Below are 17,933 nucleotides of genomic sequence, written 5' to 3' on the forward strand. Positions count from 1 at the left end.
CCGCCGCCGGTCACGAAAGGTGCCCCTGTGCGCAGAACCCTCGCGATCCTCGCCGTCCTCGGCGCCTCCCTGAGCCTGGCGGCCTGCACCCCCGGGGAGCCGGATGCAGCGCCGTCCGCCTCCGCCACCCCGCTCGGCTGCGCGACCGAGGGCGAGGCGACCGCCGCGGTGCAGACCAGCGGCGACTTCGCCACCAAGCCGGTCACCGTGTTCCCCAGCCCGGTCAGCGTGGACGCCACCGAGCGCTCCGTCGCGATCGAGGGCACCGGCGAGGAGGTCGCCGAGGGCGACACCGTGCTGGTCGACTACACGCTCTACAACGGGACGAGCGGTGCCGAGTTCTCGGCGAGCAGCTACGCGTCCGGTGGCCGCGCGGCCTTCGAGGTCGACACCGACCAGTACCTCGCCGGCCTCGTGAAGGCCGTCAACTGCGCGACCGTCGGCTCGCGCGTCGTCGCCGTCGTTCCCCCGGCCGACGCGTTCGGCGACGCCGGGCAGAGCCAGTTCGGCATCGCCGCGACCGACTCGATCGTCATGGTGATCGACGTCGAGCAGATCGTGCCGACCGCCGCCGACGGCGAGCCGCAGCCCCCGGTCGACGGCCTGCCGACGGTGGCGCTCGCCGAGGACGGGGCGCCCACCGTCACCATCCCCTCGACCGACCCGCCCGCCGACCTGCAGCTCGCCGTCCTCAAGAAGGGGAGCGGCGCGACCGTGGCCGACGGCGACCAGCTGATCGTGCAGTACCAGGGCGTGGTCTGGGGCACCGGCGAGGTGTTCGACCAGAGCTGGGGGAAGCCCGCTCCCGCCGCCTTCGGCACCGGCGACGTGATCGAGGGCTTCAAGGAGGCCGTGGTAGGCCAGACCGTCGGCTCGCAGGTGCTGGTCACCATCCCGCCGTCGAAGGGCTACGGCGACCAGGGCAACCAGAACGCGGGGATCAGCGGGACCGACACCCTCGTCTTCGTGGTCGACATCCTCGCCATCAGCTGACCGGGAGGCGCTGGGCGCTCCGTGCCAGGATGGGCGGATGCGCAGGGTCATCATCCTCGGCTCGACCGGGTCCATCGGCACGCAGGCTCTCGACGTCATCGGCGCGAACCGCGAGCGGTTCGAGGTCGTCGGCCTCGCCGCCGGCTCGAACCGGACGGCGGTCGACGAGCAGGCGTCCGCGTTCGGCGTCGAGCACACGGCGTTCGGCGCGGAGGAGGCCGAGCAGCTGATCCGCTCGGTCGACGCGGACGTCGTGCTGAACGGGATCACCGGCTCGGTGGGGCTCGGCCCGACGCTCGCGGCGCTCGAGGAGGGCAGGACGCTCGCCCTCGCCAACAAGGAGTCGCTGATCGTCGGCGGCGAGCTCGTCACCTCGCTCGCCGGTCCCGGCCAGATCGTGCCGGTCGACTCCGAGCACTCCGCGATCGCCCAGGCCCTCCTCGCGGGCGAGCACCGCGAGGTCCGCCGCCTCGTGCTGACCGCGTCCGGCGGGCCGTTCCGGGGACGCGACCGCGCCTCCCTCCGCGACGTCACTCCGGCGCAGGCGCTCGCACACCCGACCTGGGACATGGGCCTGGTCGTCACGACCAACTCCTCCACTCTGGTCAACAAGGGGCTCGAGGTGATCGAGGCGCACCTGCTCTTCGACGTCCCCTACGACCGGATCGACGTCACCGTGCACCCGCAGTCGGTGATCCACTCGATGGTCGAGTACGTCGACGGCTCGACGATCGCCCAGGCCTCGCCGCCGGACATGCGGCTCCCGATCTCGCTCGGCCTCGACTGGCCGCACCGCGTCGCCGGGGTCGGCGTCCCGCTCGACTGGACCCGCTCCCACTCCTGGACGTTCGAGCCGCTGGACGAGGAGGCGTTCCCCTCGGTCCGGCTCGCGAAGCGCGTCGGGGAGGCGGGCGCCTCCTACCCGGCCGTGTTCAACGCGGCGAACGAGCAGGCCGTGCAGGCGTTCCACGCGGGGCGGATCGGCTACCTCGACATCCTCGAGACGGTGGAGGCGGTGGTCGACGCGCACAGCGTCGACGGCTCGCTGACCCGCGAGTCGCTGGCCGCGGCGGAGGAGTGGGCGCGCCGCACGGCGGACGAGCGGATCGCCGGAGTCTGACCAGGGGTCATCCGAACGGGCTCCTTCTCCGCGGATCCGTGTCGGCGGACGTCGCGCCGCTGATCCGCTCGGCCGCGGAGTTCATCGGATCCGTGCAGGCGCACCCCAGCGTGGACGGGCGGGCCCGGCCTACAGTGTGTCGGTGGAATCCGTGCTGCTCTTCGTCCTCGGCGTCGTCATCATCGCCGTCGGCGTCGCCCTCTCCATCGCCCTGCACGAGGTCGGGCACCTGCTCCCCGCCAAGCTGTTCGGGGTCAAGGTCACGCAGTACATGATCGGGTTCGGGCCGACCCTCTTCTCCCGGCGCCGAGGCGAGACGGAGTACGGCGTCAAGGCGATCCCGCTCGGCGGCTACATCGCCATGATCGGCATGTACCCGCCGAAGCACCCGGGGGACCGGCCCACGGAGTCGAGCACAGGCTTCTTCAACGGCCTGGCGTCCTCCGAGGCCCAGCTCGAGGAGCCCCGGCGCGGCGCCTACGCCACGATGATCGACGAGGCCCGTGCCGCCAGCGCCGAGACGATCGGCGACGGCGAGGACCATCGCGCGTTCTACCGGCTCCCCGTGTGGAAGCGCGTGATCGTCATGGCCGGCGGCCCCTTCATGAACCTCGTGATCGCCACGGTCCTCTTCACCGTCCTCCTCTGCGGCATCGGGATCCCGCAGAGCACCAGCACCCTCGCCGCGGTCTCGCAGTGCGTGGTCCCGGAGTCGCAGCGCGCGACCGCGACCTGCACCGCCGACGACCCGCTGGCACCCGGAGCCGCGGCCGGCCTGCTGCCGGGCGACACGATCACGGCGATCGACGGCACTCCGGTGAGCACCTGGAACGACCTGACCCCGATCATCCAGCGCTCCGCGGGCGTCCCGCTCAGCGTGTCCGTCCAGCGCGACGGCGCGCCGCTGACCCTCACGATCACCCCCGCCGAGAACGAGGTCGCGGTGACCGACGCGAACGGCGCCCCCGTCACCGACGCCTCCGGTGCGATCGAGACGCAGACGGTCGGCTTCATCGGCATCTCGCCCACGTCGGCCCTCGCGCAGCAGCCGGTCACCGCGGTGCCCGAGACGGTCTGGTCGAACATCACCAGCGTCGCCCACGTGATCCTCAACCTGCCGCAGCGCCTCATCGACGTCGCCCAGGCGGCGTTCGGCTCGGAGGCACGCGACGCCAACGGCCCGATCAGCGTCGTCGGAGTCGGCCGGATCGCGGGCGAGATCGCCGCCTCCGACCAGCTCCCCGTCGTGTCGAAGGTGCAGACGATGGTCGGCGTCCTCGCCTCGCTCAACGTCGCCCTCCTCGTCTTCAACTTGGTGCCGCTGCTCCCCATGGACGGCGGCCACATCGCCGGCGCCCTCTGGGAGGGCCTGCGCCGCCGGATCGCCAAGCTCTTCGGACGCCGCGACCCCGGCCCCGTCGACATCGCCCGCCTGCTCCCGCTCACCTACGTCGTCGTCCTCGTCCTCGGCGGCATGAGCGCCCTCCTTATCTACGCCGACATCGTCAAGCCGATCACGCTGTTCTGAGTTGGATTCCACGCCGGTCCTCGCCCGGCGTGGCGCGGTCGGCTTCTCGGGGTGGGGGCGTGGGTGGAGCGGGGTGCGAACGGCTGGGGCGAATCGCTGGGACGCGATTCACCCGTTCGCCTCGAGCGTGGGAGCACGGGCCTCGCCCGGCGTGGCGCGGTCGGCTTCTCGGGGTGGGGGCGTGGGTGGAGCGGGGTGCGGACGGCTAGGGCGAATCGCTGGGACGCGATTCACCCGTTCGCCTCGGGGGTGGCAGGGCGGTCGCTGACCGGCGTGGCGCGGTCCGCTCTGTGAAGGGAGCGGGCTGGCAGCGTCTGCGGTGAATCGCTTGGACGGGATCGGCGGTTCGGCTCGGGGCGCGGCGACCGCGGATCGTCGTGCGGTCTCGGGCTGAGAGCAGGTGCGGTGGACGGGTTCCGAGGCGCGCAGGAGGGGCGGCGGCTGGGAAGGTGCGGCGAGCGGACGAGGGGTCCCGCGGCGCGCGTACGATGGGGCGCGTGCCAGCAGTGAATCTGGGTCTTCCCAAGGTCCCCATGACCCTCGCCCCCCGCCGCAAGTCCCGCCAGATCAAGGTGGGCAAGGTGCTCGTGGGCGGTGACGCGCAGGTCAGCGTCCAGTCGATGTGCACCACACCGACGACGAACATCAACGCGACCCTCCAGCAGATCGCCGAGCTCACCGCGTCCGGCTGCGACATCGTCCGCGTCGCGGTGCCGAGCCGCGACGACGCGGAGGCGCTGCCGATCATCGCCAAGAAGAGCCAGATCCCGGTCATCGCCGACATCCACTTCCAGCCCAACTACGTCTACGCCGCGATCGACGCCGGCTGCGCCGCGGTCCGCGTGAACCCCGGCAACATCCGCAAGTTCGACGACCAGGTCGGCAAAATCGCCGCCGCCGCGAAGGCCGCCGGCGTCTCGATCCGCATCGGCGTCAACGCCGGCTCGCTCGAGCCGAGCATCCTCCAGAAGTACGGCAAGCCCACCCCCGAGGCCCTCGTCGAGAGCGCCGTCTGGGAGGCCAGCCTCTTCGAGGAGCACGACTTCCACGACTTCAAGATCTCGGTCAAGCACAACGACCCCGTCGTCATGGTGAAGGCCTACCGCCAGCTCGCCGAGCGCGGCGACTGGCCCCTCCACCTCGGCGTCACCGAGGCCGGCCCCGAGTTCCAGGGGACGATCAAGTCCGCCACCGCCTTCGGCATCCTCCTCGGCGAGGGCATCGGCGACACCATCCGCGTGTCCCTCTCGGCCCCGCCCGCGCAGGAGGTCAAGGTCGGCCTGCAGATCCTCCAGTCGCTGAACCTCCGCGAGCGCAAGCTCGAGATCGTCTCCTGCCCCAGCTGCGGCCGCGCGCAGGTCGACGTCTACACGCTCGCCAACGACGTCACCGCCGGCCTCGAGGGCATGAGCGTCCCGCTGCGCGTCGCCGTCATGGGCTGCGTCGTCAACGGACCCGGCGAGGCCCGCGAGGCCGACCTGGGCGTCGCCTCCGGCAACGGCAAGGGCCAGATCTTCGTCAAGGGCGAGGTCATCAAGACCGTCCCCGAGGCCGAGATCGTCCAGACCCTCATCGAGGAGGCCAACCGCCTGGCCGCCGAGATGCCGGCCGACGACACCTCGACCGGAGCCCCGGTCGTCACCGTCGGCGCGAACTGACGGCGCGGGGCGGATCGACGTGGTCCGCCCCGCACTGCGCCTCGCGCTCGTGGTCGTCGCCGCCGCGCTCCTCGCCTCCGGTGTCGCCGCGCTCCGCAGCGGCCCGTCCTCCGAGGCCGGCGAGTGCATCGACAGCCGCACCCCGCAGGACCCCTTCGGCTGCGACCGCTGGGTGCTGACCGCGGCCGAGGGGGAGACCCCGTACACGGCCTGGGTCGAGGACGCCCGCGTCCGCCTCCGCTCCGAGAGCGTCGGGGGTGCGCCGACCCTGGTCGTCGGCACCGGCTGCCTCTTGGTCAGCGCCGCCTACCGGATCGACGACGGCGTGCTGATCCCCGGCGACGAGGTGACCGGCTCCGACACCTGCTCCGACACGCCGAGCCCCGAGGCCATCCGGCTCCGGGCGCTCCTCTCCGGCCCGATGACGATCGGCGGCACCCCCGACGACGTGCTGCTGGACGGCACGGGCGGAGCGGTCGTCTTCTCGCGGATCCCCGACTGAGGCTCCCGGCGCCCTCGCGAGCCGGGGGAGCGCAGCGGATAGGATCGTCCCTCGTGGTCACCCGTCTCTCGCATCTGTTCGTCCGCACGCTCCGGGAGGATCCCGCCGACGCCGAGGTCGCGGGCCACCGCCTCCTCGTCCGCGCGGGCTACATCCGCCGTCAGGCGCCCGGCGTCTTCGCCTGGCTGCCGCTGGGACTGCGCGTCAAGCGCCGCATAGAGCGGATCATCCACGAGGAGATGGAGGCCGCCGGCGCCCAGGAGGTGCACTTCCCCGCGCTCCTGCCCCGCGAGCCCTACGAGCTCTCGGGCCGCTGGACCGAGTACGGCGACGGCGTGTTCCGCCTGAAGGACCGCAAGGACGCCGACTACATGCTGGCTCCCACGCACGAGGAGTTCTTCACGCTGCTCGTGAAGGACCTCTACTCCTCCTACAAGGACCTGCCCCTGTCGATCTACCAGATCCAGGACAAGTACCGGGACGAGGCGCGGCCCCGCGCGGGCCTCCTGCGCGGCCGCGAGTTCACGATGAAGGACGCGTACTCCTTCGACTACACCGACGCCGGCCTCGACGCGAGCTACCAGCGCCAGCGCGACGCCTACGAGCGGATCTTCGCCCGCCTGGGCCTGGAGTACGTGATCGTGCAGGCCGACGCCGGAGCGATGGGCGGCTCCCGGAGCGAGGAGTTCCTGCACCCCACCCCCGTCGGCGAGGACACCTTCGTCCGGTCGGCGGGAGGGTACGCGGCGAACGTCGAGGCGTACCGCACGCCCGTCCCCGCGGCGCTGCCCGTCGAGGGCCTGCCCGAGGCGCGCGTCTTCGACTCGCCCGACACCCCGACCATCCAGACCCTGGTCGACCTGGCGAACGCGACGCAGCCCCGCCCCGACGGCCGCGCCTGGACCGCCGCCGACACCCTGAAGAACGTCGTCCTCGCGCTCACCGCGCTCGACGGCACCCGCGAGCTCGTGATCGTCGGCCTGCCCGGCGACCGCGACGTCGACCTCAAGCGCGCCGAAGTGGCCTTCGCCCCGGCCGAGGTCGAGGCCGCCACCGCGGAGGACTTCGCGAAGCACCCCGGACTGGTCAAGGGCTACATCGGACCCTGGTCGGCCGAGGGAGCCGTCCTGGGCGAGGAGTCGGCGACCGGCGTCCGCTACCTGCTCGACCCGCGCGTGGTCGACGGCACCGCCTGGATCACCGGGGCCAACGTCTCCGGGCAGCACGTCCTCGATCTGGTCGCCGGCCGAGACTTCCACGGCGACGCCACCGTCGAGGTCGCGGACGTCCGCACCGGCGACGAGGCGCCCGACGGCTCGGGCCCGATCGAGACCGCCCGCGGCATGGAGATCGGCCACGTCTTCCAGCTCGGCCGCAAGTACGCCGACGTCCTCGGGCTGAAGGTGCTCGACGAGAACGGGAAGCTCGTCACCGTCACGATGGGCTCCTACGGCATCGGCGTGACCCGCATCCTCGCCATCATCGCCGAGGCCACCCACGACGACCGAGGATTGCTCTGGCCCGCGAACGTCGCGCCGTTCGACGTGCACGTCATCGCGACCGGCAAGGACGCGGCGGCTCTCGAGCTCGCCGAGTCGGTCGGCGCCTCCCTCGAGGCCGCCGGCCGCGACGTGCTGATCGACGACCGCCCGAAGGTCTCGCCCGGCGTCAAGTTCGGCGACGCCGAGCTGATCGGGGTGCCCGTGATCGTCATCGCGGGCCGAGGAGCGGCCGACGGGATCGTCGAGCTGTGGGACCGCCGGTCCGGCGAGCGCGAGCAGCTCCCGGTCGCCGAGGCGCTCGCCCGGCTGGGCGCCTAGACCCGACACGCCGAGGGCCCCGCCACCGCTTCCCGTGGCAGGCGGGGCCCTCCGTGCGTCGGCAGGATCCGCGGGTGGAACCCCGGGCCGCGTCGGGTACCCTTGAGGGCTGATCCGGGTGAGAGCCCGGCAGGCGAACGACCGCGGTCACCACCGCGGCATCCAAGTGAATAGAGAGAAAGGCCCGCCCGTGGACATCGACCTGAGCGTTCTGCGACTCATGGAGCGCGAGCGCGAGATCCCCTTCGAGGAACTCGTGCAGATCATCGAGCAGGCGATCCTGACCGCCTACCTCAAGCACATCGGCCAGGCCGACGACGCCGACAAGGCCACCGCCGTCGACGCGCGAGTGCACCTCGACCGCAAGACCGGTCACGTCTCGGTCTTCGTGCCCGAGCTCGACGAGGAGGGCGCCGTCGTGGGCGAGGCCGAGGACTCCCCGCGCGACTTCGGCCGCATCGCCGCCTTCGCCGCGAAGCAGGTCATCAACCAGCGCCTGCGCGACATCGCCGACGAGCACGTGCTCGGCGAGTTCAAGGGCCGCGAGGGCGACATCGTCGCCGGCGTCATCCAGCAGGGCCCCAACCCGCGGATGATCCACGTCGACCTCGGCTCCATCGAGGCGATCCTCTCGCCCGAGGAGCAGGTGCCCGGCGAGGACTACAGCCACGGACGCCGCATCCGCGTCTACGTCACGAGCGTCGGCCGCGGACCCAAGGGCCCGTCGGTCCAGGTGTCCCGCACCCACCCGTCGCTGGTGCGCAAGCTGTTCGCCCTCGAGGTCCCCGAGATCGCGTCCGGCGTGGTGGAGATCGTCTCCCTCGCCCGCGAGGCGGGCCACCGCACCAAGATCGCGGTGCGCGCGACCGAGCCCGGCGTGAACGCCAAGGGCGCCTGCATCGGCGAGCTCGGCCAGCGCGTGCGCGCGGTGACCGCCGAGCTCAACAACGAGAAGATCGACATCGTCGACTACTCCTCCGACCTGCCGACCTTCGTCGCCAGCGCGCTCTCGCCCGCCAAGGTGACCAGCGCGTTCGTGATCGACCAGAGCCTCAAGGCCGTCCGGGCGCTCGTCCCCGACTACCAGCTCTCGCTCGCCATCGGCAAGGAGGGCCAGAACGCCCGCCTCGCCGCCAAGCTGACCGGCGCGAAGATCGACATCCAGCCCGATTCGGTGATGGACGGGGAGTGATCCCCGAGCATCGGCCGTGCGGGGGAGCGGTCCCGGAGGGGAGGGAGTAGAGTGGAAGCCGTCAGAACGTGCGTCGGCTGCCGTCTGCGCGCCCCCCGGGCCTCTCTTCTGAGGCTGGTCCTCCACTCGAACGTCCTCGCGGTAGACCCGCGTGCCGTCCGTCCTGGTCGGGGAGCGTGGCTCCACGACACAGCCGACTGCTACGAGCTCGCGGTCAAGCGCCGCGCGTTCGGAAGAGCGTTCCGGACACGCGAGAGCGTGGACGCGAGCGAGCTGGAGCAGTACATCGCACGATCCGGCCGGCTCGGCCCCTCGACCGGAGGGGCCGGAGCAGCGCACGATCACACCATAGAGAACAGGCAGAACGGCCCGTGAACTGATCATGAGCGAAGACTGATGAGCGGCTCGAAATGAGACCCGTCCGTTCGTGACGCCTGCCCCCGTCTTGGGTGCAGGCCCAAGACAGGAGAGAAGTGGCAAAACCACGCGTACACGAGATCGCATCCGAACTGGGTGTCGATAGCAAGGTCGCACTTGCGAAGTTGAAGGAGCTCGGCGAGTTCGTCAAGGGCCCGTCCTCGAGCATCGAACCCCCGGTGGCGCGCAAGCTCCGCCAGGCCCTCCAGGGCCAGGGCGGTTCCTCCGCGGGAGCGTCGGCGACCCCGGCCGCCCCCGCCGCCGGTGCCCGTCCCGGGGCCCCGCGCCCCTCCGGCGCCCGTCCGTCCGCGCCCACGCCCGGCCCGGCCAAGCCGCCCGCTCCGGCGCCCGCACCGCCGATGTCTGTCGCCGAGCGCCAGGCCCAGGCTCAGGCAGCCCAGGAGGCCGCGGCCGCTCAGCGCGCCCAGGCAGCCAAGGACGCGCCCGCCGAGGCCGCCGCTCCGGCTCCGACCGAGGCCCCCGCGGCTCCGGCCGCCGCCGAGAAGCCGGCGTCCGGCGCGACCCCCGGCGGACCCAAGCCCGTGACCCCGCGTCCGGCTCCCGCCGCGAACACCCCGCGCCCCGGCGGCGCCTCGGGCGGCTCCAACCGCCCCGGCGGCACCCCGCGCCCGGGCAACAACCCGTTCGCCAGCAACCAGGGCATGGGACAGCGTCCCGCCGCCCCGCGCCCCGGCAACAACCCCTTCGCCAGCTCGCAGGGCATGGGATCGCGTCCGACCCCGGGCAACATCCCCCGCCCGGCTGCTCCGCGCCCCGGCGCGCCCCGACCCGGCGGACCCGGCATGGGCCAGCGCCCCGCCGGCTTCGGCCAGCGTCCCGGCGGACCCGGCGGCGGAGCAGGACGTCCCGGCGGTGCCGGTCGTCCGGCCGGCGGCGGCTTCCAGCGCCCCGGCGGCGCTCCCGGTGCCGGTGGCGGCTTCGCCCCGCGTCCCGGTGGCGGCGGCGGTCGCGGTCGCGGCCCCGGCGGTGGAACCGCAGGAGCCTTCGGTCGCGGCGGCGGCAAGAGCAAGGCCCGGAAGTCCAAGCGCACGAAGCGTCAGGAGTTCGAGCTCAGGGAGGCCCCGTCGCTCGGCGGCGTCAGCGTCCCCCGCGGCGACGGCAGGACGGTCATCCGTCTGCGCCGCGGCGCGTCGATCTCGGACTTCGCCGACAAGATCGAGGCCATGACCGGCGTGCCGGTGCCCCCCGGCAACCTGGTCACCGTCCTCTTCGCCCTCGGCGAGATGGCGACGGCGACCGAGTCGCTCGACGAGGCCACCTTCGAGGTGCTCGGCTCCGAGCTCGGCTTCAAGATCCAGGTCGTCTCGCCCGAGGACGAGGACAAGGAGCTCCTCGAGGGCTTCGGTCTCGACCTCGAGCAGGAGCTCGACGACGAGACGGACGAGGACCTCGAGATCCGTCCGCCGGTCGTCACCGTCATGGGTCACGTCGACCACGGAAAGACGCGCCTGCTCGACGCGATCCGCAACGCCAACGTCGTCGCCGGCGAGGCGGGCGGCATCACGCAGCACATCGGTGCGTACCAGGTCGTCGCGGAGCACGAGGGCATCGAGCGCCCGATCACCTTCATCGACACCCCGGGTCACGAGGCGTTCACCGCCATGCGAGCTCGCGGTGCCCAGGTCACGGACATCGCGATCCTCGTGGTCGCGGCGGACGACGGCATCATGCCGCAGACCATCGAGGCGCTGAACCACGCCCAGGCGGCCAACGTGCCGATCGTGGTCGCGGTGAACAAGGTGGACAAGCCCGACGCCAACCCGGCCAAGGTGCGCCAGCAGCTCACGGAGTTCGGGCTCGTCGCCGAGGAGTACGGCGGAGACGTCATGTTCGTCGACGTGTCGGCTCGCGCGGGCACCGGCATCCAGGACCTCCTGGACGCCGTGCTGCTCACCGCGGACGCCGGTCTCGACCTGCGCGCCAACCCCAACAAGGAGGCGCGCGGAGTCGCGATCGAGGCGAAGCTCGACAAGGGACGCGGTGCGGTCGCGACCGTGCTCATCCAGTCGGGAACGCTGCGCGTCGGAGACGCGATCGTCGCCGGAACGGCCTACGGCCGCGTCCGTGCGATGGCGGACGAGAACGGCAACGCCGTCCTCGAAGCCGTGCCGTCGCGTCCGGTGCAGGTGCAGGGACTCTCGTCCGTGCCCCGCGCCGGCGACACCTTCCTCGTCACCGAGGAGGACCGCACGGCCCGTCAGATCGCCGAGAAGCGCGAAGCCGCTCAGCGCAACGCCCTGCTGGCCAAGGCCCGCAAGCGCATCTCGCTCGAGGACTTCACCCGTGCTCTCGAGGAGGGCAAGGTCGAGTCGCTCAACCTCATCATCAAGGGCGACGTGTCCGGTGCCGTCGAGGCGCTGGAGGAGTCGCTCGTCAAGATCGAGGTCGACGACTCGGTGCAGCTGCGCATCATCCACCGCGGTGTCGGTGCGATCACGGAGTCGGACGTCAACCTCGCGACGATCGACAACGCGATCATCGTGGGCTTCAACGTCCGCCCCGACCCGAAGGCCCGTGAGCGCGCTGCTCGAGAAGGAGTGGACATCCGCTTCTACTCGGTCATCTACAACGCGATCGAAGAGGTCGAGAACTCGCTCACGGGCATGCTCAAGCCCGAGTTCGAGGAGGTCCAGTCCGGTGTCGCCGAGATCCGCGAGGTGTTCCGCTCCTCCAAGTTCGGCAACATCGCGGGTGTCATCGTCCGCTCCGGCACGATCACCCGCAACTCGAAGGCGCGCGTCATCCGTGACGGCGTCGTGGTCGGGGACAACCTGGCCATCGAGTCGCTGCGTCGCTTCAAGGACGACGTCACGGAGGTCCGTACGGACTACGAGGCCGGTATCGGTCTCGGAAAGTACAACGACATCCAGATCGGCGACGAGATCGAGACGATCGAGATGAAGGAGAAGCCGCGAGGCTGATCCGCTCCACTGGAAGGCCCGGGTCCGCCCGGGCCTTCCGGCGTCTCACGGCGCTGTTCGTGCGGGATCGGGAGGGGACTCTCGTCCTCTGGCGCCCTGCGGGAGGAATCGGGGGCCGCCGGTGTCCCGGAGGTGCGGACCCTCCAGTGGGCGCTTCCGCACCCCCGGGTGCGGGAGACCGACCCCGATCAGGCGCTCCCGTCTCGGTGGGTGCGCCCGCTGAGCGAGCAGCTCGCGAGCAGCGAGCCTGCGGGCGATGTCCGGCTCCCGATCCAGCACCTGAGCCTTCCCTCCCCATCCGGTCCCCGAGGATCAGGGAGCCGCGAGAAGGCACCACACCCGCGCCGTCGATGACGCGCGGTCGAGGGGCATCACGCCCCAGAAGCAAGGCCCCCTCAAACGCGACCGGTCGTCCGGGCGGAGAGTGGTTGAATGGCGAGCTGAACGGTTCGCCGAGAGAGATGTGAGGACCAGCCATGGCAGATCCGGCCCGGGCGAGGAAGCTCGCCGAACGTATCCAGGTGATCGTCGCGAAGCGGCTCGAGCGCGGTCTCCGCGACCCGCGCCTCGGCTTCGTCACCATCACCGATGTCCAGGTGACCGGCGACCTGCAGCACGCCTCGGTGTTCTACACGGTCTACGGCACCGATGAGGAGCGCGCCGATTCGGCCGCGGCCCTCAAGGCCGCCACCGGCATGCTCCGCACCGAGGTGGGCAGGAACATCACGTCCCGGCTCACGCCGTCGCTCGAATTCATCCTCGACGCGGTGCCCGAGAACGCGAAGCACATCGAGGATCTGCTCGCCGCCGCGCGCAGCCAGGACTCGCAGGTGCAGTCGCTCGCCGCTCAGGCGGACTACGCCGGCGACGCCGACCCCTATGTGAAGCCCCGCGAGGACGACGAGGACTAGGCGCCGAGCCCGAACACCGCGGAGCCCGTGGCGACGTCGACCGATTCCAGGACGACGACGACACGGGCTCCCGGCGTGAGCGGGGCTGGGAGGTCGACGGTGATCTCCGGGTCGAGCAGCTGGACCGAGGAGCGGGTGCGCGCCGAGGAGACGACGATCCCGTGGAAGGAGGCTCCTTCGCGGCCGCGGAGGACGGCGGCCTCGACGATCGCGGTCGCCGCACGGGAGGCGGCTCCGGCCCGGCGGTCGCTCGCGGCGAGGAGCGGCGGGAGCAGGGGCAGCGCCTCGCGCAGCTGCGACGGGATCGTTCCGCCCCGGGACACCGCGAGGCAGACGGCGAGGCCGAACCGATCGACCAGGCGCCGCAGCGGCGCGGTGACGTGCGCGTACGGCGCGGCGAGAGCCGCCTGCGCAGGATGCTCCGGCGGGGCGCCGTCGAAGGCGGTGTAGCCGGCGCCGCGGAACAGGCTCGCCGCGGCGTACATGATGGCGAGCTGGGCGGGGTCGTCGGTGTCGAGGCGGCGCAGGTAGGCGCCGTAGGCCTCCTCCTCGGGCCACGGGACGCCGAGCGCCGCGGCTCGGGAGCGGAAGGTCGCGACGGTGGCGGGGTCGGCCTCGGGCATGGTCCGGAGGATGCCCACCCCCGCGTCGAGCATCATCGTCGCCGCCGCCATACCGGTCAGCAGCGAGACCTGGGCGTTCCAGCCCTCGACGGCCAGGGGAGCGCGGCGCTCGACCCGGTAGCCGCCGTCGGCGGCGACGATCTCCTCCTCGGGCAGCGTCAGGCTCGCTCCTCCGCGCTCGGCCTCGCGCGCCAGGCGCTCGCGTCCGAACCAGGGGAGGAGGGCGAGGGAGGGGTGCGGATCGCCCGCGTCGACGCTGCGCTGCACGCCCTCGTAGTCGAGCCGGGCCACGCTGCGGACGAGCGCCCGCTCGAGGTGCACCGAGCGCGGCTCCGCCCGCTCGTCGAGGGTCAGCGTCCAGACCAGCGCTCGGCGCGTCTCGTCCGGCAGGAGCGACGCGGTCCCCTCGGAGAGGACCGCGGGGTGCAGCGGGACGCGGCCGTCCGGGAGGTAGTAGGTCTGGCCGCGGCGGCGCGTCTCGGCGTCGAGCGCTCCGCCGGTGCGGACGACCGCGGGCACGTCCGCGATGGCGTAGCGGAGGACGACGCCCTCCGACGTGCGCTCCAGGTGGAGGGCCTGGTCCAGGTCGAGCGAGCCGGGCGGGTCGATCGTCACGAAGGGGAGGTCCGTCCGGTCGACGCGGTCCTCGTCGTCCGCTCCGGCGTCCGCGTGCTCGGCCTCGGCCAGCGCGGCCGGCGGGAACGGGCCGGGCAGGTCGTTCTCGACGCGGACCGCGGCGAGGGCGCGCTGGACGTCCTGGGCGAGGTCGACGTCGAGGGCGCGCTCGACGGCGGCGTCGGGGCGGGGGAGGCGGAGGCGGCGACCGGTCACGGCGCCGACCCTACCCGCCTCCTCCGACGCGGACGGCGGTCGACGGGCCCTCAGGAGCCGGGGAGGAGGTAGCCGTCCTCCGGGCCGCCCGTCGCCAGGCCGTCGGCGAGGAGCCCGGCCAGGGCGCGACCGCGCTGGTCGGCGTCCGGCCAGAGAGACTCCACCTCGGCCGCGGTGACCGGGCCGTGCGCGGCGCGCAGCTCGGCGAGGATGAGGCCGCGGACCTGGCGGTCCGAGCCCTCGAACCGCTTCTGCTTCGCCTTCACGGGCCCGGTGTGCTCGGGGTACCCCTCCGCCCGCCAGCGGCAGAGGTCGCGGATCGGGCACTCGTCGCAGCGCGGAGCGCGGGCGGTGCAGACGATCGCCCCCAGCTCCATCGCGCCCGCGTTGAAGGCCGCCGCCTCGGAGAGCGACTCGGGCAGCAGCGCCGACATCGCAGCGAGGTCGGCCCTCGCGCGGGGCGGACCGGGCTCCGCCGCTCCGTCGACCGCGCGCGCGAGGACCCGGCGGACGTTGGTGTCGACCACGGGGTGCCGCCTCCCGTAGGCGAACACGGCGATGGCGCGGGCGGTGTAGTCGCCGATGCCGGGCAGCGCGAGGAGGGTCTCGACGTCGTCAGGGACCACGTCGCCGTGCTCCTCGGCTATCGCCACGGCACAGGCGTGCAGGCGCAGGGCCCGCCGCGGGTAGCCCAGGGACTGCCAGGCGCGCACCGCCTCGCCGGGCGGGACGGCGGCGAGTGCGGAGGGTGTCGGCCAGCGCTCCAGCCACTCCGCCAGACGCGGGACGACGCGGACCACCGGGGTCTGCTGCAGCATGAACTCGCTGACGAGCGTGCCCCAGGCGGGGAAGCCCTCGCGGCGCCACGGCAGGTCGCGGGCGCTCGTGCGGAACCAGGCGGTGATCGCGTCGGCGAGAGGGTCGGAGGGCATCAGCCCACACTAGGCGGCGGCGCGTATCGTGGGCGGATGACCAGGTGGGCTCCGCAGAAGGCCGATGTGCTCGACGCTCTCGCGGCGGAGGTGCTTCACAACTACGGGCGCGGACGGGTCAAGGTCGGGATCGACGGCGACGACCCCGCGGTGAGCGCGGCGTTCGCGGTCGACCTCGCGGAGGCGCTCCGCCGGGCCGGCAAGGACGCGATCGTCGCGCACCTCGCCGACTTCCGACGTCCCCGCGCCGATCGGGACGACCCCGCCGTGCCCGAGGAGCAGCGCTCCTACGCGGCCGGGTACGACTACGAGCTCCTGCGCCGCGTGCTGCTCGATCCGTTCACCCTCGGCGGCAGCACCGGGTTCGTGCTCGCGGGCTTCGACGCAGTGCGCGACGAGGCGCGGCAGGCGCGCTGGCGGACCGCCGGCCGCGACGCGGTGCTGCTCGTCGACGGCGAGTTCGCCCTCCGGCCGGAGCTGCGCGGAGCGTGGAGCACCAGCATCCGCCTCGACACGCAGGAGCCGCCGGTGGACGCGGCGTACCGCGCCACGACGGACCCGCGCCGGCTGGCGGGGATCCTCGTCGACGTCCGCGATCCGGAGCAGCCCCGGCGCCTCTTCGCCGACTCCTGCTGAGCCTCGGGACGGAGGCCGCCGCCGCGGGCGGCGTCCGTCCGACAGGGCCGCGGGCTCAGACCAGGGCGGCGCGGCGCACGACCTCCGCCGGCGGCACGAAGGCGCCCGCCCGCTCGACCTCGTGCACCAGGTCGACCAGCAGCTGGTTGACCGGTGCCTCGCGCCCGCCGCGGTGAGCGGTGCGGACCACGGCCCCGGCCAGGTGGTCGATCTCGCTCGGCACTCCGCGGCGGACGCTCTGCAGCGTCGACCCGGGGTTCGGCACCTCGCCCATCCGCGCGGCCATCCGGCGGGGGAGCAGCTCGACCAGGGGCAGGGGAGCGGCGGCCAGGGCGCGGACGGACGTGTTCGAGAGTCCCTGCAGCGAGCCGAAGCGGACGCCAGACGCGAAGCCCGTCCGGGCGGCCTCGCGCATCGACCGGGCGAGGACGCGCCGCAGCCCCGGATCGTCGATCGTCTCCTGGACCGAGAGCCCGGTGATCGCGGGCAGGGCGTTGACCTCGTTGATCAGCAGCTTCGTCCACTGCGCTCCGGTGAAGTCGTCGGTGACGGCGGTGGGGACCGCCTCGCCGAGCACGGCGGCGGCCCGTCGCACGTCGTCGTCGGCCGGGCGGCCGGGGACGCCGAGCGTGGTCGTGGCAGGAGCCGTGACGGTGACGCGGCCGGGTTCGAGGTGGCTCGCGGCGAAGAGGGCGAGAGCACCCACGAGCCGGGCGTCGCGCACCTGCCGGGCCGCCGCGGTGAGCCCGTCCAGTCCGTTCTGGACGACGACGACGAGGGTGCCGTCGACCGTGCGGCGGTTGGTGCGCAGCGCGTCCTCGGCGTCCTGCGCTTTCGTGCAGACGAAGGCGAGATCGGGCACCAGGTCGAGGGACTCGCCGCAGCGGACCCAGGCGGTGTGCTCGCCCCACGCCCCGTCGAGCCGGATCCCCGACCGGCGGATCGCGGTGAGGTGGTCGCCTCGGGCGGTGACCTCGACGTCGTGCCCGGCGCGGTCGAGAAGGGCGGCGATGGTGCCGCCGACGGCGCCTGCTCCGAGTACTGCGATCCTCATCCGGACAGCCTAGGACGGGCGGGCGAGGGCTCCGGCTCCACCCCGGGGGTACTCCCGATCCGTCCGTGTATCCTCGCACCCGTGCTCGAGACCCCCGCCCCGGCTCCGAACGGGATCCTCCTGCTGGACAAGCCCGGCGGCATCACCAGCCACGACCTCGTCTCGCGGACCCGCCGCCGCGCGGGGACCCGCAAGGTCGGCCACGCGGGGACGCTCGATCCGATGGCGACCGGGCTGATGATCCTCGGTCTCGGCCCCTCGACGCGCCTGCTCACCTACCTCGTCGGCCTCGACAAGCAGTACGAGGCGACGATCCGGCTGGGCTCCTCCACCACCACCGACGACCAGGAGGGCGAGGTGCTCGCCTCGGCGGAGCCCGGCCTCGTCGCGGCCCTCGCCCCGGAGTCGGTGTCCGACGCGATCGCGGCCCTCACCGGAGCGATCGAGCAGGTCCCGAGCACGGTCAGCGCGATCAAGGTGGACGGCCGCCGCGCCTACGCCCGCGCCCGCGACGGCGAGGAGGTCGTGCTCGCCTCCCGCCCCGTGACCGTCTCGGAGTTCGCCGTCCTGGCGAGCCGCCCGGTCGAGGGGTTCCTCGACCTGGACGTGCGCGTCACCTGCTCCTCCGGCACCTACATCCGCGCGCTCGCCCGCGACCTGGGCGCGTCCCTCGGAGTCGGCGGCAGGAGCGCGGCGGGGACGTCGAGCTCGTCGATCTCGCCGGCCTGGGCCACGGAGAAGGGGCCGACCGCGGTGCGCCGCAGCGCGGTCAGG

Annotated in this window: 15 protein-coding genes; 12 read left to right on the plus strand and 3 right to left on the minus strand. The window is 72.9% G+C overall.

Annotated features, from left to right (window positions below; translation table 11 throughout):
- Positions 1-27 precede the first annotated feature (27 nt).
- The 10 genes from C5C82_RS06940 (at position 28) to rbfA (ending at position 13,083) form a co-directional block, all read left to right on the plus strand.
- A complete protein-coding gene (locus C5C82_RS06940) occupies positions 28-993 on the plus strand; it encodes an FKBP-type peptidyl-prolyl cis-trans isomerase (protein WP_159939270.1) in 966 nt (321 codons plus the stop codon).
- Between the two features lie 37 nt (positions 994-1,030).
- Positions 1,031-2,113 carry a 1-deoxy-D-xylulose-5-phosphate reductoisomerase gene (gene dxr / locus C5C82_RS06945; RefSeq protein WP_104295007.1) on the plus strand — a complete coding sequence of 361 codons (1,083 nt, stop codon included), beginning with the start codon at positions 1,031-1,033 and terminating at the stop codon, positions 2,111-2,113.
- 142 nt (positions 2,114-2,255) lie between these two features.
- Complete coding sequence (locus tag C5C82_RS06950) at positions 2,256-3,641, plus strand: RIP metalloprotease (RefSeq protein ID WP_258062217.1); 1,386 nt, start codon at positions 2,256-2,258, stop codon at positions 3,639-3,641.
- A gap of 497 nt (positions 3,642-4,138) precedes the next feature.
- Positions 4,139-5,299: a flavodoxin-dependent (E)-4-hydroxy-3-methylbut-2-enyl-diphosphate synthase gene (ispG, locus tag C5C82_RS06955; protein ID WP_173244694.1), complete on the plus strand. Its 1,161-nt coding sequence runs from the start codon at positions 4,139-4,141 to the stop codon at positions 5,297-5,299.
- A gap of 19 nt (positions 5,300-5,318) precedes the next feature.
- Entirely contained in the window at positions 5,319-5,801 is a 483-nt protein-coding gene (locus tag C5C82_RS06960) for a hypothetical protein (protein ID WP_104295008.1), read from the plus strand.
- Positions 5,802-5,854: 53 nt separating this feature from the next.
- Entirely contained in the window at positions 5,855-7,621 is a 1,767-nt protein-coding gene (locus tag C5C82_RS06965; protein WP_104225179.1) for a proline--tRNA ligase, read from the plus strand.
- Between the two features lie 190 nt (positions 7,622-7,811).
- A complete protein-coding gene (gene nusA / locus C5C82_RS06970; RefSeq protein ID WP_104225180.1) occupies positions 7,812-8,813 on the plus strand; it encodes a transcription termination factor NusA in 1,002 nt (333 codons plus the stop codon).
- Between the two features lie 51 nt (positions 8,814-8,864).
- Positions 8,865-9,188: a YlxR family protein gene (locus C5C82_RS06975; RefSeq protein ID WP_104295009.1), complete on the plus strand. Its 324-nt coding sequence runs from the start codon at positions 8,865-8,867 to the stop codon at positions 9,186-9,188.
- Between the two features lie 98 nt (positions 9,189-9,286).
- A complete protein-coding gene (gene infB / locus C5C82_RS06980) occupies positions 9,287-12,172 on the plus strand; it encodes a translation initiation factor IF-2 (RefSeq protein ID WP_104246572.1) in 2,886 nt (961 codons plus the stop codon).
- A 476-nt stretch (positions 12,173-12,648) separates the two neighbouring features.
- Positions 12,649-13,083 (plus strand): 30S ribosome-binding factor RbfA, encoded by a 435-nt coding sequence (gene rbfA, locus C5C82_RS06985; protein ID WP_104246571.1) that lies wholly within the window; start codon positions 12,649-12,651, stop codon positions 13,081-13,083.
- Here rbfA and C5C82_RS06990 read toward each other — a convergent pair.
- Positions 13,080-14,537, minus strand: a complete 1,458-nt coding sequence (locus tag C5C82_RS06990; protein WP_104295010.1) for a ribonuclease catalytic domain-containing protein — start codon at positions 14,535-14,537, stop codon at positions 13,080-13,082. The two genes, rbfA and C5C82_RS06990, sit on opposite strands and share 4 nt — an antisense overlap.
- Positions 14,538-14,587: 50 nt before the next feature.
- Positions 14,588-15,469, minus strand: a complete 882-nt coding sequence (locus C5C82_RS06995; protein WP_104225596.1) for an A/G-specific adenine glycosylase — start codon at positions 15,467-15,469, stop codon at positions 14,588-14,590.
- A gap of 36 nt (positions 15,470-15,505) precedes the next feature.
- On the opposite strand from C5C82_RS06995, the gene C5C82_RS07000 reads away from it, so the two are divergent.
- A complete protein-coding gene (locus C5C82_RS07000; protein WP_146083678.1) occupies positions 15,506-16,105 on the plus strand; it encodes a hypothetical protein in 600 nt (199 codons plus the stop codon).
- A 55-nt stretch (positions 16,106-16,160) separates the two neighbouring features.
- Here the strand turns inward: C5C82_RS07000 and C5C82_RS07005 are convergent, their stop codons facing one another.
- Positions 16,161-17,159 carry a ketopantoate reductase family protein gene (locus C5C82_RS07005; protein ID WP_104225598.1) on the minus strand — a complete coding sequence of 333 codons (999 nt, stop codon included), beginning with the start codon at positions 17,157-17,159 and terminating at the stop codon, positions 16,161-16,163.
- Positions 17,160-17,240: 81 nt separating this feature from the next.
- Here C5C82_RS07005 and truB point away from each other — a divergent pair.
- Positions 17,241-17,933, plus strand: a 693-nt coding sequence (truB, locus tag C5C82_RS07010) for a tRNA pseudouridine(55) synthase TruB (RefSeq protein ID WP_104354837.1), incomplete at its 3' end; no start/stop codon positions are given.

Origin of the sequence: Rathayibacter sp. AY1D5, from assembly GCF_002932515.1 — a bacterium.
Lineage (GTDB): Bacteria > Actinomycetota > Actinomycetes > Actinomycetales > Microbacteriaceae > Rathayibacter.

Coding starts and splice junctions, on each gene's coding strand:
- C5C82_RS07000 (WP_146083678.1), top strand. CDS start 15,506: ATGACCAGGTGGGCTCCGCAGAAGGCCGATGTGCTCGACGCTCTCGCG.
- dxr (WP_104295007.1), top strand. CDS start 1,031: ATGCGCAGGGTCATCATCCTCGGCTCGACCGGGTCCATCGGCACGCAG.
- C5C82_RS06995 (WP_104225596.1), bottom strand. CDS start 15,469: ATGCCCTCCGACCCTCTCGCCGACGCGATCACCGCCTGGTTCCGCACG.
- rbfA (WP_104246571.1), top strand. CDS start 12,649: ATGGCAGATCCGGCCCGGGCGAGGAAGCTCGCCGAACGTATCCAGGTG.
- C5C82_RS07005 (WP_104225598.1), bottom strand. CDS start 17,159: ATGAGGATCGCAGTACTCGGAGCAGGCGCCGTCGGCGGCACCATCGCC.